This window comes from Caballeronia sordidicola, from assembly GCF_000729995.1.
Taxonomy (GTDB): Bacteria; Pseudomonadota; Gammaproteobacteria; order Burkholderiales; family Burkholderiaceae; genus Caballeronia; species Caballeronia sordidicola_A.
The window spans coordinates 18,810-40,098 of record NZ_JNFG01000216.1; the positions used below are offsets into that span (position 1 = coordinate 18,810).

The following is a 21,289-nucleotide window of genomic DNA, read 5'->3' on the forward strand; positions in this document are numbered from 1 at the left end:
CTAGACTCCCTTTCCAAAACGGCGTTCAAGAAGACTTTGTCCGCACATGGCGAGGCTGGTGAGGAACAGGTACCAGAGGCATGCAACGGTGAGCAATGGAATCGTTTCGAAGTTCGTCGAATAAATCAGCTGCACCGTTGTGAGCAGTTCCACATAGCCGATGACCGAGGCGAGCGACGTATTCTTGAACATGGTGATGAGTTCGTTTGCAAGCGGCGGAATGATGATGCGCACAGCTTGCGGCACGACCACGTGCACCATCATGCGAAAGTCGCTCATGCCCATCGCCTTGCACGCTTCACGCTGACCTTTATCGACAGATGCAAGGCCTCCGCGAAAGATCTCTGCGCTATGTCCGCCCAAATACATCGCCAGGCCAATGATCGCCGCGCTGAAACGCGAGATCATGGTATTCGTGTCGATATCGAACAGAGTTGCGTGCAGGAACGGTACGGGCAGATACAAGCGCGGAACGAGCGCCGACAGGAAGAACAGGAACAGCAGCATGGCAAGCGTCGGCGTGGCCCGGATGATCCAGATATAAAAATAGCCCGCGCCGCGCAACACGGGATTGTCCGCCATGCGGCACGCAGCAATGACGGCGCCCAGAAACAGGCCGAGCACGCTCGCCAGCGCCGTCAGGATCAGCGTATTGGCTAGCCCCGCAAGCACGCGCTTATTGAACAGGTAGTGCCCGACGACGTCCCACTGCCAGCGAGGGTTATCGATAACCAGTTCATAGAAAAGGACCAGAGCAATAGCGAACAGCCCATACCAGAGCCAGTCCGATTTCTTCGGTCGCGCGTGAATGCGCAGGTCGACGGGAGGCTCGCCTTGCTGATTCATTCCCGCCATGAACTGCTCCTGCTGATAGTCGGCGTTCTTATGCATAGGTCGATGAACCTTGTCGATTATTTGAATCGCATCGGCAGTGTGATGGCCGCCAATCGCTTGATGTTCAATAGGAACCGTTATGGGCCGGAAGCCCGGAATTCCGGCTGGCGCCCACAAAACGTTGCCCATTAAAATCTGGAATGAATGCAGAATAGGGAGGCAAAAAACGGATGGGAAATGCTTTATTTTGCGAATACGATAATGTTTTGTTATAGGACGTCTCCGTGAAAATTCGCCAACTCGAGGCTTTCCGGGCGGTCATGCTTTATCAGACGGTTACGCTCGCCAGCGAGATGCTTCACATATCTCAGCCGGCCACGACGCGTCTTCTTGCCGATCTGGAAAGCTCGCTGAGGTTCAAGCTATTCGACCGCGTCAAGGGACGTCTTAATCCAACGGTAGAAGCACAAGCGCTCTATGAGGAGGTGCAACGCTCGCTGGCCGGAGTCGATCGCATTGCGCGGGTGGCGGATGAAATCAGGGACATGCGGCACGGGACATTGCAAGTTGCAGCCGCGCCTGCGATTGCGCTCTCTTTTTTGCCGCACGCCATTTCGGATTACTTGAAGACGCGCCCGGAGGCGCATATCGCGCTGGCGGTGCACTCTTCACGCTCGGTCGTGGACCGGGTGATCGGTCAGCGCTGCGATGTCGGGTTCGCCATTCTTTCCATGAACCACGCGACCGCGCATGGCGAGCGGCTGATTTCCGTGCGCATGGTGTGTGCGTTGCCGGCAGGGCACCGGCTATGCGCGCTCGATATCATCACGCCGGCTGATCTTGCCGGAGAGCGTTTTGTCGCGCATCCGCGCAGTGTGGAGTCTCGATTGCGGATGGACGCGTTGTTTGCGGCGCATGGTGTCGAGATGAGGGCGCAGATGGAATGCCAATTGGGTCATGCGATTTGCGCCTTTGTTGAGGCTGGGGCAGGTGTTTCCGTGATCGACGCGATCAGCGCGTGGGGATATCGGGGCTCGGGTGTCGTGTTTAAGCCGTTTGAGCCTTCGCTTGTTACGGATTTTGCGTTGCTGACGCCATCTCAACGGCCAGCTCCGTTGTTGCTAAAGTCATTCATCGCTCATGTTCGGGAGTTTGCAATTGCGGAGTTGGGGCCGGCGGTTCTTGCGGCGTGATGCGGTCTTTCTCTCGCCCAGGATTTGCGCTCGCGCTCGGGTCTCTTTGAGGTTCTGCGAAGGCGTAGACAAAATCAGATCCGTCACTACTGCGAGAGTAAATGGGTCAATCCGGATCTTTTTCATTCAGAATGTTTTTGCGACGCATCTATCGCCGACAAGGGTCAATTTTCATGGTCGTCTGGTCGAAACCGAGTGGGCCAGTTTTTCGTACAGCGACCAGACATAGCCGTCGGGTTCTGGCTCCGGGTACAGTCCTACGCGGATAAAGCCAAGCGACTCGTAGTAGACGCATAGCCCTGCGTTGTGGACGGCGCAGTCGAGTCGAACGAATCGACGGTTCAAGCCGCTCACCTTGTTAGCGCACCAATCAATCATGAAGTTCCCGATTCCACGTCCGTTAAAGCCTTTCCGCACAGAAAGCCCATGCACATAACCGGCGATCGGTTCTTGAGGTCCCCAGTGATTGTCCCCGTCCAGATCGAGCGAAAACGTTCCGACCGGAGTGCCTTCCAGCTCAACGACATACACTTCTTTTTCAGAGACGTTGTTTCGTACCCACCTCTCGGAAAATCCGTCTCCTTCCTTGCCCCACGCATAGTCGCCGTGCGCCACTTTCATTGCGTGTGCATCATTGCGGATTTGCGTGAGAGCCGGCACATCCAATTCGCCTGCCCTACGGACGAACATGCTTGTCATTGCTAATCCCTCCACCGGTTGCGCGAGAGCGAAGGTTAGCAACGTGTCCTTACATTCTGCCAGGCGAACGCCGGCCACGGTCTGGACATCACAGATTGGCGGCAGAACGACGGCGCTGTCGCACTTGATATCGGCTCAGCTAAGAGTGCGATCATCCATGACGCGAGCAACAGGCTGTTCGTGTCATGGATCTACAGTCGCCGCCTCAGTTGCCGCGAAGCGACCTTTATCCGTGCCCTGTCACGAACTTTTTCGTCGCGTGATAACCGTGCCTTGTTGCATCGGCTACGGCATGACCGGCCATCTTCGTACCGTGGCCGACAGCATGCGCGGCATCGCGCGCAACATGCCCGCTCTTCTTTCCTGCCGTCTTGACATCGTTCTTGAACTCGTGGGCACCTGTAGCCAGGCTCGCATGCGCCAGCGGGCTGAGCACGGCCAGCACGAACAGAATGATCGAAATCCTTGTCTTCTTCATCACTTTGATTTTCCCACATGAGATTGGTGCGCACGATAGCGAGCCGGACAGCTTGAGAACGCGGCTCGCATCCAGTATGACTGGCGCCCTCCCCGGTGGTCAGCAGACGCCCGCTAATGGATAGGGAGCAACCGCTCATGCCGGCACTTAGACCTGCGATTATTGGCAGCATCTGAACGCCCGAGCCCCGCGGCGAACTCCCGCTCACGACCCACTTCGCCCCGCCGACCCAGCGCGATCTCCACGGCAGCTCCCAAGGTACAACGGCCGTTCGTCGATTCGCATAGCTAGGCGGGTGTCCTGCCAAACAGCCGTTCATATTGTCCCGCTTGCGGCCATTTCGTAACGACCTGTTCAAAACGCGGTGGACCGAGGCCGTCGACTGTCATGAGCAGTTCGGCTTTGCTGAAAGCGGACGTAAAAGTCAGATCCGGTTGTAAACGGCCTCGGCCATCATAGGTCAAAGCCCGTTGTTTAATGACGGAACATCAATACGCAACAGAGACCGACGATATGCTCCCAAGGCCTGTTCGACGGTTCATGTGACGAAGTGACCGGCTATCCAGTCGATGAAAACTCTCAACCGGTTGCTTAAATATCGGTTGGGCGGATACACCACGTAGAACGGATATGGCGCGGGATTCCAGTCCTCGAGAATCGGCACGATGTCACCTTTTTCGATGTGCGATTGCGCCATGTAGCTGAACGTCTGAATAATCCCGAGGCCCGCCAGAGCCGCCGCAAAGTGTGCGTTGCTTTCGTTCACCCCCACGACATGGGGCACAGCGAGTTCGATTATCTCTTTACCGCGAGCGAAGTTCATCGGCATCGGTCGACCGGTTCGTGTCGATATGTAATTAACTATCGAATGGCCAGTTTCCAAATCGCCGGGCTTGCGCGGCACGCCGTGCTTTTCAAGGTAGCCGGGAGTTGCGCAGGTCACCCACGGCGCGTTACCAATCAATCTTGCAACCAGCGAGAGGTCATTAAGTTCGCCGCTACGGATAACACAATCGACGTTGTCGCTAATCAGGTCCACCTGTCGATCGCTGACTCCGAAGTCAATGCTGATATCCGGATATTTCGCGAGAAAGTCGGGAAGAGCGGGAATAACTACCAGGCGGGCAAACGTGCCGCCGATATCGACACGCAGATGACCGCGCGGCTTGCTTTGCGCAGATTGGAAGCTTGAGTCAATGTCTTCCAGGCTTTGGAGGAGCGCAGCCGTTTTCTCGTAGTAAGCCGCTCCGTCCGTGGTTACCGTGACCCGTCGCGTCGTACGAAGCAGTAGCTTCACGCCGAGGTGCTTTTCGAGGGTGCGCACGAGCTTGCTCACGGTTGCCAACGGAATCTGCAGCGAGTCGGCTGCCTTCGTGAAAGTGCCGGCTTCTACCACACGGGCAAACGCCCGGATTGCGAGTAACTGGTCCAAAGATAGCGCCCCTTTGAGCACATGCCGATGTCGGGCCTCGGCGATTAGTCACCTTCATTATCTACCACAGTAGATAAAGCTTTTGCATTTCGCTACTTTTTCTAATGATTCGCGGGCCGTACATTGAGCCCAATGGTCACCGGCAATCGAGTAGAGATCTACCGCTAGCTCCGTGGTCACCAGCGGTCGAGTAGAGCCCTACCACCGCCTCACTAAACGAACTGGAGTCAATCATGACGACGCGCAAACTCGAAGGCAAAGTAGCTTTGGTAACTGGCGGTACGAGCGGTATTGGACTGGCATCCGCGCAGGAATTCGCGGCGCAAGGCGCGAAGGTGTTCATCACCGGCCGCCGCCAGGCAGAACTCGACGCAGCGGTCGCGGCAATTGGCGGTACCGCAGTGGGCATTCGCGGCGACGCTTCGAATTTGGAAGACCTGGACCGGGTGTACCAGGAAATCGCGGCAAAGGGCGGTCACCTCGATGTCCTGTTTGCGAACGCCGGCGGCGGCGACATGCTACCGCTCGGCTCCATTACGGAAGAGCAGTTCGACCGAATTTTTTCGGTGAACGTCAAGGGTGTGCTGTTCACCGTTCAGAAGGCGCTTCCACTTCTGCGTGATGGTAGCTCGGTGATTCTGATGGCGTCGACGACGTCGGTGAAGGGTACGGCCAATTTCAGCGTCTACAGCGCAAGCAAGGCCGCGGTGCGTAATTTCGCCCGCTCGTGGTTGCTCGACCTGAAACCCCGGAACATCCGCGTGAACGCAGTCAGCCCGGGACCGGTTCGCACGCCTGGCCTAGGTGAGCTCGTTCCCGCAGAGCATCGGGAAGGTCTGTTCGCACATCTGTCCTCGGTAGTGCCTATGGGGCGTTTGGGCGAACCCTCCGAAGTCGCGAAGGCCGTCACATTCCTCGCATCTGACGACAGCAGCTTCGTGAACGGCATCGAACTGTTTGTCGACGGCGGTACCGCACAAATTTAAGCCTTTCGCGTGGGTTCCGGGACGCGTTCGTGCGTCCTGGAACCCACGGGATCATCACTGAGATCCCCATGATTACGCTACACACCTGGACCACCCCCAACGGGCGGAAGGTCTCGATTATGCTGGAAGAGCTCGGTATCGCGTATCAGGTCAATGCTGTGAACCTTGGCAAGAACGAACAGTTCGCACCCAAGTTTCTCGCGATTTCACCGAACAACAAAATCCCTGCTATCACTGATGATTTGACCGACGGCAGCTCCCTATCTGTGTTCGAGAGCGGTGCGATTCTCACCTATCTGGCAGAAAGGCACGGCCGCTTTCTCGACGCTTGCGGTCCCGGCCGCTACAAGCAACTGGAATGGCTGAACTGGCAAGTGGGCGGACTGGGGCCGATGCTTGGTCAACTTGGCTTCTTCGAGAAGTTTTCGAAGGAAAAATCGGAATTGGCCAGTCGACGCTTCATCGCCGAAGCAGACCGCCTGATGCTGGTCATGGAAGCCGCGTTGTCGAGGAATCACCACCTGGCCGGCGACGCATACTCAATCGCCGATATTGCGGCCTATCCGTGGGTAGTGACGGCCAATACGTTCCTGGCTGACGTGCTGTCCAAACACATGGCCGCAAAGCCCGCCTTGCAGGACTGGCTTGCTCGGGTTGGCGCGCGCCCTGCAGTTCAACGAGGAATGGCAATTCCGGCCGTCTGAGGAAAAATCGTGACGACACACACAGAGCCAGCCGGACTGAACCCAATGACAGAAGCAAAGATCAGCTCCCTTGCCTTCATGCTCGGCGGCCTCGCGCTTTTGGGACCACTCTCGGTCGATGCGTATCTGCCTGCGTTCTCCCACATCGAACGTTCATTTAACGTGGGAGCGCATCAGGTCCAGTTCACGCTCACAGCCTATCTGTTCGCCTTCGCAATCATGAGCCTGTGGCACGGCGCGTTATCGGACGCATTGGGTCGCCGCAACGTCATTCTGGGCTCGCTCGCAGTTTTCTCGATTGCGTCAGCGGGTTGTGCAGCGGCGCCCGACCTCGACTGGCTCTGGGTTTTCCGGGTTCTTCAAGGCGTCTCAGCCGGCGCTGGGACCGTGGTAGGTCGAGCCATCATCCGCGACCTCCATGCCGGCCCGCACGCCGCACGCCTGTTATCACTTGTCAGCATGATTTTTTCGCTGTCGCCAGCGGTCGCTCCGGTACTTGGCGGCTGGATTGTTACAAATTTTCAATGGCGAGCAATCTTTGTCTTTTTGTTCATCTACACAGCATCGCTCCTGATGTATTGCTTCCGGTACCTCACGGAGTCCTTACCATTTGAAAAGCGACGTCCGCTCGAACCGAAAAGACTGCTGAGCGACTATCGACGAGTTTTCGCATCGCACACATTCCAGCGAGCTGCCGGTGCAATTGCGTTTAACTTCGCGGGCCTTTTCTTATATGTCGCAGCCGCACCGGTTTTTCTCGGTACGCACCTGGGTCTGACCTCCGAGGGCTTTGCGTGGGAATTCATGCCGTTGGTCGCCGGCATCTTTCTCGGTTCACTCGGTGCTGAGCGCATGGCCGGAAGGGTCTCGCAAAGTACACAGATCGCAGCAGGCTTTGCAATCATGATGGCCTCCAGTGTCGCCAACGTCGCCTTTCATACAGTTCACGCACCAGCATTGCCTTGGTCCGTAGCGCCGCTCCTCTTTTACTCGTTTGGCATGTCGGTTATCGCACCCGGCATAACGTTAATGGTGCTGGACCTGTTTCCGAATATAAGGGGCCTCGTCGCCTCCTGTCAGGCGTTCACGATGGTTCTGCTCGCAGCGCTGGTAACGGGTTTCGTCGCGCCGGCGCTCGAAAGGTCAGTACTTTCGCTTGCTGCGGGTCAGATGGCTTTTGGACTTGTTGGTCTTGTGCTATGGATCTTGGAGTTGAGAGCAGTTGGAGAAAGCAATTTATCTCCGCACTAGATATTGTCGGATAGCGGATCGACACGCAGCTACAACGCTTGCGCGGCCGGTTAAGTGGTGGATTCGGCGAACGACCGGCTGGAGGGCATCGACCAGAGAAGGACCGCTGCCAGGGCGAATCCGAGTTGTACTAGCCGGTAGAAAATAGAGGCCAGCGTTTCAACTCGCGCCATAGGCGATGAGCAGTTGCTGGCCCGATCGTTTGCACACGGGCAATCAATCCCCGATAAAAAACGGTAACTTCAGCAGTTCAATGCAAGAAGTGTCGTGCTCCACTGTGCAGCATCACAATGTTGTGTTGATTCGCTGCGGCTGTCACTTCCTGATCGCGAGTCGAACCACCGGTTTGCACGATATGTGTGACCCCGGCTCGGGCTGCTCGATCGATATTGTCCCGAAACGGGATGAAAGCATCCGACGCCAGACAAAGCCGACGTTTGTTTCCAATCCAGAGGTGCCGTTCTTCGGCAGTCAGCGGTACAAATCCAGGAATGAGCTTTGTGTCCAGCACCGCCCTCTCTTCGGGATAGAGTAAGTCGAACCGAAGGAATAGCTCCACGGTGTTGAATTTTTCAACTCGGCTCACCTCCGGTAGGAAGCGCAACCCCAGCACCTTGGGATGATCATAGAGCAGGTATGCTTCCGCCTTTTCGCAGGCAATCTTTGTGGCTGAGATACGGGACTGCTGGCCGGCGCCAATACCCGTCGTGTACCGGTCCGTTGCAACGACGACTGCGTTGGACTGGGTATGCCTGGCGACGATCGCCCCCAATAGAAGCGCGTCGGCGGCCCGCACATCGAGAGAGGTATTCGCCGTCACAATCTTCGAGGCCCGTGGATCAGGGACCTCCGAAGGATCGCGGTTCTGAGTGAGCATCAGACCGAACTCGTCTCGGACATCTGGCCCGGTCGGTTCGTACCCGGCATCAATCGCGGCCACGACGAACCGGCCAGCGCGCTTGGTCTTAAGGATTGCCAGGGCGGCGGGCTCGTAGCCCGGCGCTATCACACCATCTGACACAACATTCTTGAGGACCCGGGCTGTTGAAACGTCGACAACGTCGCTCAATGCCACAAAGTCGCCGTACGAAGAAATCCTATCTCCGTGGCGAGCACGTAAATAAGCAATCGCCAGTGGCGAGAGCGATTCAGCTGTAAGGAAATGAGTTTGCAGGTAGTTATCGTCGAGCGCATCACCGCCGAGTCCAACCCCAGCGGGATTCACATGCTTGAAAGATGCCGCGGCTGGAAGGTCAAAACGGCGTCTCAATTCTCGCACCAGTGCCCAACCTCTCAGGGCATCCAGGATATTGATATAGCTGGGGGACCCCGAGAGCAACACAAGCGGCGTGGAGTTCGCCCCGGAGATGAGTGCCGCTTCGGTCCGCTGCGGATTGATTCCGTACCTGAGGTCGAGGGTATTGCGGGGATTGTCGGGCATTTTGTATCCGCGTCTTTCAAACAGGGTGTACCGACGACTGTCGGCGGCCCAGGCGAACGGCCAGATAGAATCCGCGCTCCCCAATGGTGAACCCCATTTTTCGCCAGTTACGCGGACACCGAAGTTTAGCAGCCTCGGAAAAATCTGGAGCTCGATCACGCGCAACGAGCGTATTCCGCCGACCGGGAAATTCCGCAGCGGTTAAACCTCGACCATTGGAAGCGACATCGCTGATCGTCTCCCCCTGACGGACCTCGGTCCGATGTCGAACAGCCGTAGTCGAGCCACTGCGGTCCTTCGATTGTCCATAAAGCAGCCAGTCGCAGGGTCCCGCATGCGATGTTTGCTTAGCGGGGCTGGATGCTATTGGCTGCCCACTTTGGTAACTGCGACGTTGCCATTGCTCGCTTGCATCCTTCCGTCGCCATCGCCGAATATCTCGCTTACCTCGCCCGGATGTTTCTCGACATACTTTCCGAAATATAACGAGCTACCGGCAAGGCTTAGATGATGATAGTCGTTGTAGCGATAGATGGGCAGACCGTCAAAGTCGAGTTTGCATATCCCATTACTGCACGGAACATCGAACGTGTGCATGATAGCGACCGGCGGATATCGGTCCTTCAATCTGTCCAGCATGGCTTTGATCGGCTCGTGCTGATCCTGGGCAATGCGGGCATCGAATTGGCACGCACGCTTTTGAACCGGGAAGAACAAGTCGTTGTAGAACGCGCAGTTGATCAACTCGTTCGGGATCATTGGCACGTCGTTCACTATCACCACGCGCTTTCCCGCTGCGACGAGCTTCCCTATTGTGTTTCCCAACTCCCTTTCCAACTGGCCCGGCATGAATCCGTGTCCACTTGGCTGCACGTTCTCCCCGGTGGCATAGTTTTGATAGTTTTGCCACGCGGACGCCATAAACACGGTTTTGATCTCATCGTTCGACATCACATATTTCATAACCTCGCGGTTGTGAGCAACGCATTGTTGATGAATGTCCTCGTAGGGCGGATAGCCCGCGTGCAACGGTTCATTCTCGATCGGAGGGCAAAGCGTCAACGCCAGGTCGTGGACCGCGATGTGCCTTGCCTTTCCTAATTTGTCGAAGAAGTAAATCAAATGATACGCATGCGAGTCCCCCCAAAGGACCGCCTTATCGGAGCTCGCCGGATCGCCCAGCGTGCAGACCGTTGCGGCGGTCACCCCCACCTTCGACCAACAATCCTTGGCTCGCGGCATGTCAAAAAGCGCGGTGCCCGACCAGTGGACATCTGCTTGAATTCTGGCGGGATAAGCGAACAAGAAACCGTCTGTCAGTTTGCCGATACCCGCAACAATGCCAGCCGCAAGCAGAGGGGCTGCAATGAAGGCCAGCAGTGTCTTATTAGCACCCATTGACACGCGTTGCGCTCGACGCTCGATTACCCAATAAGTGAGCGCTGCGAGTCCCAATGTGGCAATCATTGCCACCGCAAGAGCCACCGCGCTCTGCGCACCAAATCGCCTGAAGGCAAAAAACATCGGCCAGTGCCACAGGTAGATTGGATACGAGATCTTGCCAAGGAAAACAGCAACGCGATTCGACAAGAGAGCATGAGCGTATCGAGCGCGCCGACCACTGTAGATAAGGATCAGCGCTCCCCCGCAAGGGACGATTGCACCGAGCCCCGGAAATTGCGATGCCACGCTGACGCCCAATACGCCTGCCAGTATCAGCGCTATACCCGCAACGAACACGGCATCGAAGATAACCGCTTTCGCCGCCGCACGCCTTTTCTCGAATACGGCCAGAAGAGATCCGATCAGAAACTCAAAACCGCGATACTGAGCAAAATAATACGCGCCGGTGGATCCCCGATGCGCCTCCAGCACTGCGAACGCGAACGAAGCGATCGCCAGTGCGGCAAGAGCAGGAGTCGTCCACCTTCTCGCTTTTCGATAGAGACCGACCAGGAGTAGCGGCAACACAATGTAGAACTGCTCTTCAACCGACAGCGACCATGTGTGCAGGAGCGGTTGGTCGGCTGCCTCAGGAGCAAAGTATCCTGTTTGCTTGGCCAAGAAGATATTGGACGTCATGGTCGCGACAGCAAGGATATTTTTTCCGAGCCGAAACGTGTCTTCAGGTACGCAAAACAGCAGGCTGAATACGAAGGTCGCCACCAGCATCGCATAAAGCGCTGGAATCAGACGCTTCCCGCGACGGGCATAAAACTCTTTGAACGAAAACGCGTTCCGATTCAGATCATCAACTATCGAATTGGTGACGACAAAACCCGATATCGAGAAGAAGACATCTACTCCGACGAACCCGCCGCGAAACGTCGTGAAACCAGCGTGGCACAACATGACAGCGATGACAGCAAAAGCGCGAAGTCCATCCACATCCGCACGATAGCTTTGAGCATGATGGGTACGGCGAGGAGAAACAGTGTCACTCATAGGCGGAAGGGCGGATCTTGTTGGATCGTATTTCGGTGATGTAGTCAAGAATGGGGCAGCCTGATCGTCGGCCGCAGCCATATCTAGCTTGGTCTTACCCGAGGGCCCGACGACCGGTCTGCTCGATGCCGGCCCGAATGATACCCGCTCCAGAGTTTGGTGTGCCGCTATCGAGATCAACCGTTCGCGCCAACCTAACAGCCAATCTCGAAAGTTTCTCTGCAACACCAAGCGCGCCAATGCGACATCACACCCCATCAATTCATCTCGCTAGCATCTTGCTGGCGCTAAACCATGCCGCCTTCTACTCAAAATCAGGGAGACGCTGCCAACGTCCGCAACTGGCCGAACGATGACCTAGGCCGGCTTGCCCACCCAGGATTTCGACTTATCGACAGAACGGTCGTATTCCACGTCCGGCCTTTGAACGTTCGATCTCCAATACCCGTGGCCAACGCTGTCGATACTGCTTCTGTTCAATGCGTTTCCAATATGCGTGGCAATTCATGCCTCACTTTCCTTATCGATTGCCAACGAACTACGTACCGATGTCGACTGGCCGCTCCTGGCCCCACCCTGCCCCATGAATCAACTACGCCGGTTCGTCGGCAGAGGGTTATTACAGCCGGCATAAGCGTGCCTATTCGGTCATTCGAAGGCTGCCCTTTGACCTGCGGCCACGAAGGCACAAGCACAAGCGCAAGTGGACGCTTCCTTGCGATCGGTGTTGGAAACCATAGCGTCGTCACCGGGATTGTAACAACAGCAATATCGAGACAACTCAGACGTCAACTTTGAAATCGAGATCGATTTCTGAGCGCCGACTGCACCGCTTCGATCATATTCAACGCAATCTGATTCGCCCAGCTACCTGTCGTGATTCGTGTACTTGGCATGTGGCATTTATTCCGCCGGAAAGCTATTGCAGTTCCATGCGTGGCGATCGTAAACGAAGCCCCCGTTCGCGGCAAACACAAGGCACTTCCCTTCCAAGGCGGTCAGTCCCGACAACAATCTGGAACGGCATTCGCTTGATCAGCCGATCACGGCCTGCTTATCTGAATGATCGTTTTCAAGCCGAGGTTGATCTTCGGATGTCGCCTTCGGCGTGGAAAGACGAGCGTCCCTTGTTGGCCAAACTCACACACTCCAATCTGCCGGAATGCATCATCTGGTGGTCATGCCGGCTTGAGCACCATGAGAAAATAAACCGCGACCATGGCGATAAACGCCGGGTATCCGAGCCATTCCCAAAGCTTGGCATACTGCCAGTATTTCTGCGGCAAGGTGCTTGAGCCGTCGCGAAACGCCGTCTCTGCCATCTTGGCCAGCCGGAGTTGCAGCCAGACCACCGGCAGCCAGCACGCCCCGGCGAGCACGTAGAGCGAGAGCGCCCCTGCCAGCCACGGGGTGCTCCACGGCCAGCCTGCCATATGCGCGAGCCAGACGCCCGAGACTGGCTGAAACACCGCCGCCGGTGTCGTGAACCACCAGTCGGCGCGAACGACGAACCGCGTGACGTTCGATATCACTGGGATCGACTGCGTGCGGTTGGCGAAGTACATGTAGAAAGCCGAACCGAATCCCGTTCCAACGAGGAGCACTGATGAGATCACGTGCAACGCCTTGACCGCAAGATAGATATTCATGATTGCAACTCCTCGCTATGAAGTGAGATCAGGAGCGCGATGATGGGAAGATTCTTCAGGACCGGGCCGAGCGGATCCAGCAGCGTGGCGGGCAAAGTCGTCGCGACGATAATCGTATACAAGGTGACGATGAGCGCCTGCATCGCCCAAAGCCGGCGGCTCGGCCAGACGAGCGTGGCAACGCCCATGCCAAGATCCAGTGCCGACGCCAGATAAAGCACAACGATCGCGAGCAGACCATGCAGGTGGACGTGATCGAGAAGCGCCAGGCCAGCCCCTTTCGGATAGATCAAAGCGCTGACCAAGGCCGTCCAAATCCACACAATGGACAACGCGCCCCGGAAAATCGCGGGCCGCCACGACGCAAGCGCTTCGTGCCGCCGCGCTGTAGCGTCCGCTCCGATAAACTGCCCGATGCCCAACGGTGGTCGCTCGAGCAACGACGCGACTGCCACGTCCGACGCGGTGTTTCCACGATTGAGCATGGTCCATGTGTCGCGCGTGAGCATCGAGCCGGGCAAGCAGCTACCCATGGCTGCGACTGCCCGGACAAGCGGCACAGGGATCTTGATGCACATTGCGGGCGGAAGCTTCATGGCCGCGCGATACGTCGCGAGCATGTTGCGATAGTCGACCAGTGTTGCGCCCACGACATCGATGCATCGCCGATCGCTTGATGGCTTCATGAGCAAACGCGCGACGACCTCGGCCAGATCATTGATGTGAACGGGACGAAACACCTGATCCCCATCGCCGGGCAGCACGTGCACGGGCAAACTCGCGAGCGTCCGGAACAACCGCGCAGATGTGCCGGACGCGCCATACACGAGCGCCGGCCGCACGACATCGAAGTCGATCGGCAAACTCATCAGAAATATATCGGCTTCCCGCTTGCTCCGAAAATACGCGGTATCGCCGTCTTCACTACCCAGAGCAGAGATCTGCACGACGCGCTTGATACCCACCAAACGGCACGCCTCGAACAGAGCGATGGGTGCGTCCCGATGAACCGCATCGAATGTCTGACTGCCTCGCTCGATGAGAATGCCGACCGCATTGATGACCGCGTCAACGCCACGCAACCGTGCGAGCCACTGCTCGGCGCGCAGGTCGCTCGCATAGTCGATACGGACCTCATTCGCCGCGGCATGCCGCACGCCTCTCAATACGCGATGACCCTCGCGTTCAAGCCGCGTGCACAGCGCACGACCTATAAAACCATTCGCCCCGCAGACCAGGATGTTCATTCGCGTGCTCACTGGACGACGGAAATATGCGGCTCGCGCGGAACGTAGCGTCCGACCACGCGCGCCACGATGCCGACCGAGATGAGAATGCCGACCAGCGAAAAGATGATTGTCTGGCGCAGGACGTTCAGTGCGCAGGCGGTATCGTCGGGCGTGCATCGCAGTGGGCTCTGCGCCGCCAGCAGGACCAGTGCCAGCGGTGCGGTGGCCATCAGGACGCTAGTGACGCGCACCCAGAAGTCCGCGCGATCGACGGTTCCACACAGGTCCACCAGCAAGCGCTGTGTCACGCTTCGCAGATACACCATGACCATCACGCCGAGCGCAGCCGGACACACAAACTGAAAAATCGACAACAGGATCAGATTCATTTTTATTCTCTAAATTACTGTTATTTCTGTAAGAACAGAAATAACAGGATTCAAAAAAGCGGACATCTCGTCCGCGCCCTTACTTTCCGCTCAGCTTCCCTTCTTGCCTCGTACAGTTCGGCTGATTCTGGCGCCTAGTCCAAGCGTCTTCATCAGTGTTTCGGGTTTCATCCGCAACATCTCATCGGACCAGGTCGTGAGCGTTTCGAGAAATCGTAGCGTGTCGCGAATTCGGTTGGCGGTTTCATTGCTCTCGTTGGCGATTTCCGGGCTCATGAGGCTATCCCGCAGCATTGTGAGCGTCGGGTCGATCTCGCGCTGGCGCCGCCCTTCGACGATCAGCTTGAACAACTCCCATATGTCGGTCGATGTCTCGAAGTGGTCGCGCCGGTCCCCCATCACGTGAACGACGCGTGCAAGCCGCCACGATTGCAGCTCCTTCAGACTGTTGCTGACATTGGATCGCGCAACGCCAAGCGTGTCCGCGATTTCGTCGGCTGCCACTGGCCGGCCGAGCAGATACAACAGCGCATGAATCTGGGCAACTGTGCGGTTGACGCCCCATCGGGAACCCATTTCGCCCCAATGAAGAATGAATCGTTCGGCTATCGGTGTGAGTTTCATGAATTGGACTCTAGTTATTTCCGTTATTTCTGTCAAGAGAGAAATAACGCTTGACCGCGTCTTCCTGGCAGGTATATTTCTGTATAGACAGAAATTTCTGACAGAAAAGGTGCGAAAAATGATCACGATGACCGAATCGCTGACGCTTTACTTCGACGGCCCCTGCTACTTCTGCGCGGCCGAAATGCGGCGCCTGGAAAGCTGGGACCGGCTGGGCAAGCTGAAGTTTATCGATATCGCAGAAGAGGGTTTCGATCCTGCGCCGCTCGGCAAGGACCTGGCAGCCCTCAACCGGGAACTGCATGGCTGGACTTCATCGGGGGAATGTCTAGTGGGAATCGATAGCATGATCGCGGCATATACACTGGTAAACCGAGGCTGGATGGTCGCACCGTTGCGTGTGCGACCGTTGCGGCCGGTGTTTCGATTGCTCTACCGGAGCTTTGCCGATAATCGCCAACGAATCTCATCGATGCTCGGACTCAAGCCTGTCGCGACATGCAGTAGTGGGACGTGTTCTGTGGATCGAAATCCATTCTGGAAATAAATAAGTCTTGGCTCGTTAGTCGCAATAGGCGAGCATACCGAACCGTCGATATTGACCGCACGATGTCTCCTGCAATCGGCAAGTGACGACCCACGCCGGCCGAACGCATTTGGGTGCGTTCACGTCTTTACACCCCACGCTAGAAGAACGCCATCGAAATGGCACAAAGGAAATGGGATGCAAAAATTCACATTCGAAGAGTGTATTGCTGGCGCATGGCGCGACGGGTGGAACTTGGCGCGGCAGCGCCCCTTATTCGTCGTCACATCCATCGCGGCGATTTTCTTCATTCGCATCGCTCAGGATGAGTTGAGGGCCATTCCCGTACCGCATTCCATTTCAGTGATGCTCGCGATGGGTGCATTGTGGCTGATAAGCGTCCTGCTCATGAATGCCATCGTGGTGCAGGCCGTACGCTATGTGCTGCTCGGTGATGAAGCGACCACTTTCAGCGCATTCGCTGGCCGCAATTACTGGCGTTATTGCGGGCTGGCGTATGGCCTCCTCGCGTCCATTATCATTGCGACGATAGTTGGCATGACCTTCATCGTAATTGCATTGCACTTACTCGGAATTCACGGGCATGAGCGTGCCTTGTACTCGACAAGCGGCTTTGTCATCGTGATCGTCGCAGTCTGGGTAAATGTGAGACTCAGCCTGTTACCCAGTCATGTCGCGATCGGCAAGCCACTCAGTTGGCGAGCAGCCTGGCGCGACACGCGCGGGCGCTGCATGACCATTGTAGGTACCCATCTTGGGATTGTTGTAACGCTGTGCGGGGGTGCGATCCTGGTCGAAGGGATCGCAGGATTAATCGCATTTGCAATTAACGATGGTCGCCACGGCCCCGTGATGGAACTCGCGCTGGTTATCATCCTGGTTCCGGGGTTGATCGTCTCCGGGGCCGGTTCGGGGTGGATCTATCGGCGCTACGCGGTGGAGTTGGTCGCACAGCGCCAAGGCACCTAGAGGGAAGCGCGAGACGCCCTCACAAGGTTCATCCGCTCGTCCTGATACTCCCCTCGTAACCTTCAGCTCATGAATCATTTCCAGGCGGGCGCACCTGTTTCATCGGCACCAGCGGAGCAAGGAATTGTTCGAAGTGTGGCAACCATATAGGAATGGCTCATCCCTGCTTCGCGAAGTCCGCCTTGACGCCCGCCATCAGCGCGATTCCACTCAGCATCAGAAGGCCGGCGAGCAGATAGATGGCGAGGTCCATGCTTCCCGTGCTCGTGCGAATTTGACCGATCACCCATGGACTCACGATGCCGCTCGTGATCCCGATACTGCTGATAAATGCAATCCCCGAGGCCGCGGCGTTGCCCGACAAGTAGCTCGGCGGAACAGACCAGAAGATCGGCAACGCGGCGAAGATAAAGACGGCCGCGAGGGAAAGAATCGCCAGCATGGCGGGAAAGCTGTTCAAGTGCAGGGTCAGTGCGGCAAGCGCCAGGCCCCCGGCGATGGTGCAGAACGCGAAGTGCTTGCGTCGCTCGCCAGTACGGTCCGAACGACGCGCAATCAGAACGAGACCAATCGCGCCAATCGCATTCGGAACCACCGTATAGAGACTGACCGAGACGACATCCTTGATTCCGAAATCGCGAATCATGAGCGGCATCCAGAAGTTCAGCGTGAGAGACGCACACGTCAGCGAAAAGTAGATGAACGCGAACAGATAAACACGGGGGTTGAGCAATGCCGCGGCGAAACTGCGTACGTCATGCGCACTGTCCTTTGCCTGTCCCTGTGCGCAGAGAGCAACCAGACGGTCCTTTTCGGCTGCGGTGAGCCAGGTGGCTGCGTGGGGTTTATCCACGAGATAGAGCAACGCGATGAACGCAAGGATTACAGCTGGCGCCCCTTCGATGGCAAACATCCACTGCCAGCCGAACAGGCCCATTACGCCACCCATGTCGCGCATGATCCATCCGGAGAACAACCCGCCGAGCACGCCGGCCACGGCCACGCCCGCAAAGAAGACAGACATCATGGCGGCGCGACGGTTAGCGGGAAACCAGAAGGTCAGGTACAGAACGATGCCCGGGAAGAAGCCGGCTTCGAACACCCCAAGCATGAACCGCAACACATAGAAGTGGACCGGCTTCGACACGAACATCATGCATACCGACGCCAGCCCCCACAGAAGCATGATGCGGGTGAACGTCCTGCGGGCGCCGAACTTGACCAGCAGCATATTGCTTGGGACTTCGCAAAGAACATAGCCGACATAAAACACTGCCGCGCCGAGTCCGTACATGGCGTCGCTGAACCCGAGATCGTGCTTCATCTGTAACTGGGCAAAGCCGATATTGATCCGGTCCAGAAACGACACGACGTAGCAGAGGAACAGAAAGGGAATAATGCGCCACGCGACCTTGCGAAACATCAGGTGTTCATCGGTCGCAGCGCTCGCGTAAGGGATGCCATCGGCAGTGAGGGATTTTTTCATGTCTCGCTCCAGGTGCGTTGCGGGCCTTCTTGCAGGACGAGCAGCGCCGAGGCGTCTCTGCGCCTTCATTTTTTGGACAGGAAGCGAAAGGTCCGGAGGGGACCCTTCGAAAGCGGGCTTGCTGGATCAGTCCTGCAACGCGGTCCACATTTCCTTGTCGCGTTGCGCGGTCCAGATCCGCGGATGGACAATGCCGCTCGCTTCATCGAACGCGCGCGAGACGTCGAACGGCAGGCAATGCTCGTAGATAAACACTTGGCCGAACTTGGGGTCCATCGATTTGCGGGTGTGGGCCATCGCGGCTTTAAGATCGAGCTTCATTTCGAACGCCTCGCGGCCCGCCTGCAACAGCGTCGTGACGAAGTCCTTCGTATAGTCGATGCCCTTGTGCACATCCGCCGGCGACAGCAGCGCCGGGCCGCGGCCGGGAACCAGTTTGTCGGCGTTCAGCGCGCGCAGCGCCTCCAGCGTGGCCGGCCATTGTTCGAGTTGGGCATCGCCGCAATAGCAGGCTGCGTCGTATTCGACCAGGTCACCCGAGAACAACACCTTTTGCGACGGCAGCCAGACCACCGTGTCGCCCTTCGTATGGCCGGATCCCAGGTGCGCGATCCTCACTTCCAGCTTGCCCAGCCACAGGGTGATTTCCTTTTCGAAAACGAGCGTCGGCCATGTCAGACCCGGGACCGTTTCGACGCCCGCGAAAAGGCGCGGAAAACGCTCGATCTCCGACTTCATGTCTTGCTCGCCGCGCTCGACGATCATTTCGTATGTGCCGCGGCTCGCGATCACCTGCTGTGCGCCTTCCTCGAAATAGGCCGATGCTCCCAGCACACGCACCGCGTGGTAATGCGAAAGCACGACGTACTTGATCGGCTTGTCGGTGACGCTGCGGATCTTCGCAATCAGGTCCTGCGCCATTGCCGGCGTCGCAGTCGTATCCACGATCAGCACGCCATCATCGCCAATGATCACACCAGAGTTAGGGTCGCCTTCCGCCGTATACGCATACGCGTTTTCCGACAGCTGCGTGAAAGTGATTTTCTTCTCTTCCAGGTCCGCCTGGGATGCGAATGCCTTTGCCATGTGTGTCTCCGTTGCTACGACTGTGGGGATGCGTCATCTTCATCTTGATAACATTATTTGTCAATGGCAAATAGACTTGCTATTAGCTAAGATAGGGTAAACTCCGGTTTGCCGGATGAGCGACGCTGATCGGATACCATCTGCTTGTTCTAGTGCGAGGCAGCCAATTGATCAAAACCCCGGCGGAAGGCATAGCCAATGAAGTTGCGGAAGCGCCCGCGGAAAAGAAGCAGCGAGGTATTCAAAGCGTTGAAGTGGGCGGCCGTCTCCTGGACGCATTGGCGCGGCATCGCGGACCGCTGGGCTTGAGCGAACTCGCGGCCGCGGCGCAACTGTCGTCGGCGCAAGCCCACACGTATCTCGTGAGCCTGACACGGCTGGGTCTCGTCAAGCGCGATGTGCTCACCGGCAACTACGAGCCGGGCCCGCTTTCGTTGCGCCTCGGCCTGATGCATATAGAGCAGCAGCCTGCGTACCGCATCGCGGTTCCGCATGCCGCTGCGCTAGCCGAAGCCATTGGGTTCAGCGTGGCGGTTTGCGTCGCGGGCGCGCAGGGACCGACCATCGTTCGATATGAGCGTGGCGGATTTCCGCTGCACGTGAACCTGCACGTCGGCACGGTGATGTCGCTCGAGATGACGTCGACTGGACGCGTTTTCTGCGCGTTTTTCGCGCCCGAGCAAGTCGCCGCCATGGCCCGGAGCCAAATGACTAATCGGTCTCGCCTGAGCGCGAGCGATCGGCAGTTGACCGGCGAATCTGCTATCAATCAGCAATGGCGAGCGCGCCTGGACGAAATTCGCGAGCGCGGAATCGAACGCGGCATCGATGTGCCAAGCCCCGGCATCAGCAGCCTGAGCGTGCCGGTATTTGACGCCGAACATCGGATGCAACTCGCGCTGACGGTGATCGGATCGTCCGGTTCGATCGATGTCGCCTGGGATGGGCCGGTCGCGCGTCAGTTGCTGGAAACCGCTCGACGCGTAACCAATGCGCTCGCGAACCCTGCTTAAAATCATGCAAAGCGAATTCCCGGCAAGCCCGGACGACTCCGTCTCACTGGCAAGCGATGCGAAAGCGCAGCGCGGCATCAATGCACTCGACAGCACCGGCGAACTATTGCTCGCTTTGGTTTCCGCGGGCCGGCCGCTGTCGCTGCGCGATCTGGCCGCGGCCGCCGGGATGCCGGCGGCGAAGGCGTTTCCGCACTTGGTGAGTCTGCTGAAGGTAGGCTTGTTGAGTCGCGACGACAGCGGGTGTTTCGACGCCGGGCCGCTCAGCATGGAACTTGGCCTGATCGCGTTGCAGCGTCTGTCGCCGACACGCGATGCCGAACCCGAGATCGCCGCGCTGGCCGCCGACACCGGCATGAGCGTCGCGGCTGCGACACTCGGGCCCCTTGGACCCACCGTGATTCGCCTGGAGGAATCCACGCGGCCGCAACACGTCAGCTTGCGGGTCGGCACCGTCATGTCGCTGGTCAATACCGCGATCGGCCGGGTATTCGCTGCCCACATTTCCGATGACGTGCTCGCGGGTCTTTTGCCGCAGGAAGCGATCAGGCTTGCAGGCTTACCGGCGGCCGGCGCCCTTCCCGCTGACTACCGCACGCGTCTCGCTGAAATTCGCAAGATCGGGATTGATCACGCGTTTGATGCGCCGGTTCCAGGCATCGGCACGCTGGCCGCGCCGGTGTTTGATCACACCGGCAGCATTCGCCTTGTCATTGCGCTGATTGGCTCGTCAGGAAACTTCGATCGCAGCCCGCAAGGGGAGATCGCGCAACAACTGCTCGCCGCGACGCGCCGTTTGTCGTGGCGCTTCGGGTGGGTCAACTGCGGTTGATG

General features: G+C 57.6%; 19 protein-coding genes, 1 pseudogene and 1 riboswitch. Of the genes and pseudogenes, 8 read left to right on the forward strand and 12 right to left on the reverse strand.

Annotated elements, in window-relative coordinates; all coding sequences use genetic code 11:
- Entirely contained in the window at positions 1-891 is an 891-nt protein-coding gene (locus FH08_RS0147845) for an amino acid ABC transporter permease (RefSeq protein WP_051889095.1), read from the reverse strand.
- A 227-nt stretch (positions 892-1,118) separates the two neighbouring features.
- Between FH08_RS0147845 and FH08_RS0147850 the strand changes: the two genes are divergently transcribed.
- Complete coding sequence (locus tag FH08_RS0147850; protein WP_031365170.1) at positions 1,119-2,027, forward strand: LysR substrate-binding domain-containing protein; 909 nt, start codon at positions 1,119-1,121, stop codon at positions 2,025-2,027.
- A gap of 171 nt (positions 2,028-2,198) precedes the next feature.
- Here FH08_RS0147850 and FH08_RS0147855 read toward each other — a convergent pair whose 3' ends face one another.
- From FH08_RS0147855 to FH08_RS0147865, 3 genes are all read right to left on the reverse strand, one after another.
- Positions 2,199-2,726 carry a GNAT family N-acetyltransferase gene (locus tag FH08_RS0147855; protein WP_031365171.1) on the reverse strand — a complete coding sequence of 176 codons (528 nt, stop codon included), beginning with the start codon at positions 2,724-2,726 and terminating at the stop codon, positions 2,199-2,201.
- Between the two features lie 226 nt (positions 2,727-2,952).
- The gene (locus tag FH08_RS0147860; protein ID WP_031365172.1) at positions 2,953-3,204 is read right to left on the reverse strand and encodes a hypothetical protein; all 252 of its coding nucleotides are present in this window, start codon (positions 3,202-3,204) and stop codon (positions 2,953-2,955) included.
- Positions 3,205-3,742: 538 nt separating this feature from the next.
- Entirely contained in the window at positions 3,743-4,657 is a 915-nt protein-coding gene (locus FH08_RS0147865) for a LysR substrate-binding domain-containing protein (protein ID WP_326929024.1), read from the reverse strand.
- 212 nt (positions 4,658-4,869) lie between these two features.
- Here FH08_RS0147865 and FH08_RS0147870 point away from each other — a divergent pair, with 212 nt between their 5' ends.
- The 3 genes from FH08_RS0147870 to FH08_RS0147880 are packed head-to-tail and all read left to right on the forward strand — an operon-like array spanning position 4,870 to position 7,577.
- Entirely contained in the window at positions 4,870-5,622 is a 753-nt protein-coding gene (locus FH08_RS0147870) for an SDR family NAD(P)-dependent oxidoreductase (RefSeq protein ID WP_031365174.1), read from the forward strand.
- 29 nt (positions 5,623-5,651) lie between these two features.
- Positions 5,652-6,326 carry a glutathione S-transferase family protein gene (locus tag FH08_RS0147875; RefSeq protein WP_200878894.1) on the forward strand — a complete coding sequence of 225 codons (675 nt, stop codon included), beginning with the start codon at positions 5,652-5,654 and terminating at the stop codon, positions 6,324-6,326.
- A gap of 45 nt (positions 6,327-6,371) precedes the next feature.
- On the forward strand, positions 6,372-7,577 hold the full coding sequence (locus FH08_RS0147880) for a multidrug effflux MFS transporter (protein WP_051889086.1): 1,206 nt from the start codon (positions 6,372-6,374) through the stop codon (positions 7,575-7,577).
- Positions 7,578-7,827: 250 nt separating this feature from the next.
- Here the strand turns inward: FH08_RS0147880 and FH08_RS0147885 are convergent, their stop codons facing one another.
- From FH08_RS0147885 to FH08_RS0147910, 6 genes are all read right to left on the reverse strand, one after another.
- Positions 7,828-9,018: a phosphoribosylaminoimidazolecarboxamide formyltransferase gene (locus FH08_RS0147885; RefSeq protein WP_031365177.1), complete on the reverse strand. Its 1,191-nt coding sequence runs from the start codon at positions 9,016-9,018 to the stop codon at positions 7,828-7,830.
- A gap of 39 nt (positions 9,019-9,057) precedes the next feature.
- Positions 9,058-9,139: riboswitch (ZMP/ZTP riboswitch) on the reverse strand.
- A 242-nt stretch (positions 9,140-9,381) separates the two neighbouring features.
- Complete coding sequence (locus tag FH08_RS0147890; RefSeq protein ID WP_031365178.1) at positions 9,382-11,463, reverse strand: acyltransferase family protein; 2,082 nt, start codon at positions 11,461-11,463, stop codon at positions 9,382-9,384.
- 1,178 nt (positions 11,464-12,641) lie between these two features.
- Positions 12,642-13,112 (reverse strand): DUF2269 family protein, encoded by a 471-nt coding sequence (locus FH08_RS0147895; protein ID WP_031365179.1) that lies wholly within the window; start codon positions 13,110-13,112, stop codon positions 12,642-12,644.
- Positions 13,109-14,359 (reverse strand): SDR family oxidoreductase, encoded by a 1,251-nt coding sequence (locus tag FH08_RS0147900; RefSeq protein WP_031365180.1) that lies wholly within the window; start codon positions 14,357-14,359, stop codon positions 13,109-13,111. Before FH08_RS0147900 ends, FH08_RS0147895 begins: the two co-directional genes overlap by 4 nt.
- A gap of 8 nt (positions 14,360-14,367) precedes the next feature.
- Complete coding sequence (locus tag FH08_RS0147905; protein ID WP_035569156.1) at positions 14,368-14,730, reverse strand: hypothetical protein; 363 nt, start codon at positions 14,728-14,730, stop codon at positions 14,368-14,370.
- 90 nt (positions 14,731-14,820) lie between these two features.
- Entirely contained in the window at positions 14,821-15,354 is a 534-nt protein-coding gene (locus FH08_RS0147910; RefSeq protein WP_031365182.1) for a GbsR/MarR family transcriptional regulator, read from the reverse strand.
- 118 nt (positions 15,355-15,472) lie between these two features.
- On the opposite strand from FH08_RS0147910, the gene FH08_RS0147915 reads away from it, so the two are divergent.
- Together FH08_RS0147915 and FH08_RS0147920 are read left to right on the forward strand one after the other, a co-directional pair.
- Positions 15,473-15,901, forward strand: coding sequence for a thiol-disulfide oxidoreductase DCC family protein (locus tag FH08_RS0147915; protein WP_051889088.1), 429 nt, complete (start codon positions 15,473-15,475; stop codon positions 15,899-15,901).
- Positions 15,902-16,078: 177 nt separating this feature from the next.
- A complete protein-coding gene (locus FH08_RS0147920; RefSeq protein ID WP_031365184.1) occupies positions 16,079-16,870 on the forward strand; it encodes a hypothetical protein in 792 nt (263 codons plus the stop codon).
- A gap of 157 nt (positions 16,871-17,027) precedes the next feature.
- Here the strand turns inward: FH08_RS0147920 and FH08_RS0147925 are convergent, their stop codons facing one another.
- Both FH08_RS0147925 and FH08_RS0147930 read right to left on the reverse strand, forming a co-directional pair.
- Positions 17,028-18,356: an MFS transporter gene (locus tag FH08_RS0147925; RefSeq protein WP_031365185.1), complete on the reverse strand. Its 1,329-nt coding sequence runs from the start codon at positions 18,354-18,356 to the stop codon at positions 17,028-17,030.
- A gap of 126 nt (positions 18,357-18,482) precedes the next feature.
- On the reverse strand, positions 18,483-19,442 hold the full coding sequence (locus FH08_RS0147930) for an MBL fold metallo-hydrolase (protein ID WP_031365186.1): 960 nt from the start codon (positions 19,440-19,442) through the stop codon (positions 18,483-18,485).
- 167 nt (positions 19,443-19,609) lie between these two features.
- On the opposite strand from FH08_RS0147930, the gene FH08_RS0147935 reads away from it, so the two are divergent.
- Entirely contained in the window at positions 19,610-20,455 is an 846-nt protein-coding gene (locus FH08_RS0147935) for an IclR family transcriptional regulator (RefSeq protein WP_235210745.1), read from the forward strand.
- A gap of 46 nt (positions 20,456-20,501) precedes the next feature.
- A pseudogene (locus tag FH08_RS0147940) lies at positions 20,502-21,287 on the forward strand (IclR family transcriptional regulator); the annotation flags it as partial.
- Positions 21,288-21,289 lie beyond the last annotated feature (2 nt).

What these genes read in the sequence shown, in the direction of transcription:
- FH08_RS0147845 (WP_051889095.1), bottom strand. Translation starts at nt 891, where the DNA reads ATGCATAAGAACGCCGACTATCAGCAGGAGCAGTTCATGGCGGGAATG.
- FH08_RS0147855 (WP_031365171.1), bottom strand. Translation starts at nt 2,726, where the DNA reads ATGACAAGCATGTTCGTCCGTAGGGCAGGCGAATTGGATGTGCCGGCT.
- FH08_RS0147860 (WP_031365172.1), bottom strand. Translation starts at nt 3,204, where the DNA reads ATGAAGAAGACAAGGATTTCGATCATTCTGTTCGTGCTGGCCGTGCTC.
- FH08_RS0147870 (WP_031365174.1), top strand. Translation starts at nt 4,870, where the DNA reads ATGACGACGCGCAAACTCGAAGGCAAAGTAGCTTTGGTAACTGGCGGT.
- FH08_RS0147880 (WP_051889086.1), top strand. Translation starts at nt 6,372, where the DNA reads ATGACAGAAGCAAAGATCAGCTCCCTTGCCTTCATGCTCGGCGGCCTC.
- FH08_RS0147885 (WP_031365177.1), bottom strand. Translation starts at nt 9,018, where the DNA reads ATGCCCGACAATCCCCGCAATACCCTCGACCTCAGGTACGGAATCAAT.
- FH08_RS0147890 (WP_031365178.1), bottom strand. Translation starts at nt 11,463, where the DNA reads ATGAGTGACACTGTTTCTCCTCGCCGTACCCATCATGCTCAAAGCTAT.
- FH08_RS0147895 (WP_031365179.1), bottom strand. Translation starts at nt 13,112, where the DNA reads ATGAATATCTATCTTGCGGTCAAGGCGTTGCACGTGATCTCATCAGTG.
- FH08_RS0147900 (WP_031365180.1), bottom strand. Translation starts at nt 14,359, where the DNA reads ATGAACATCCTGGTCTGCGGGGCGAATGGTTTTATAGGTCGTGCGCTG.
- FH08_RS0147905 (WP_035569156.1), bottom strand. Translation starts at nt 14,730, where the DNA reads ATGAATCTGATCCTGTTGTCGATTTTTCAGTTTGTGTGTCCGGCTGCG.
- FH08_RS0147910 (WP_031365182.1), bottom strand. Translation starts at nt 15,354, where the DNA reads ATGAAACTCACACCGATAGCCGAACGATTCATTCTTCATTGGGGCGAA.
- FH08_RS0147915 (WP_051889088.1), top strand. Translation starts at nt 15,473, where the DNA reads ATGATCACGATGACCGAATCGCTGACGCTTTACTTCGACGGCCCCTGC.
- FH08_RS0147920 (WP_031365184.1), top strand. Translation starts at nt 16,079, where the DNA reads ATGCAAAAATTCACATTCGAAGAGTGTATTGCTGGCGCATGGCGCGAC.
- FH08_RS0147925 (WP_031365185.1), bottom strand. Translation starts at nt 18,356, where the DNA reads ATGAAAAAATCCCTCACTGCCGATGGCATCCCTTACGCGAGCGCTGCG.
- FH08_RS0147930 (WP_031365186.1), bottom strand. Translation starts at nt 19,442, where the DNA reads ATGGCAAAGGCATTCGCATCCCAGGCGGACCTGGAAGAGAAGAAAATC.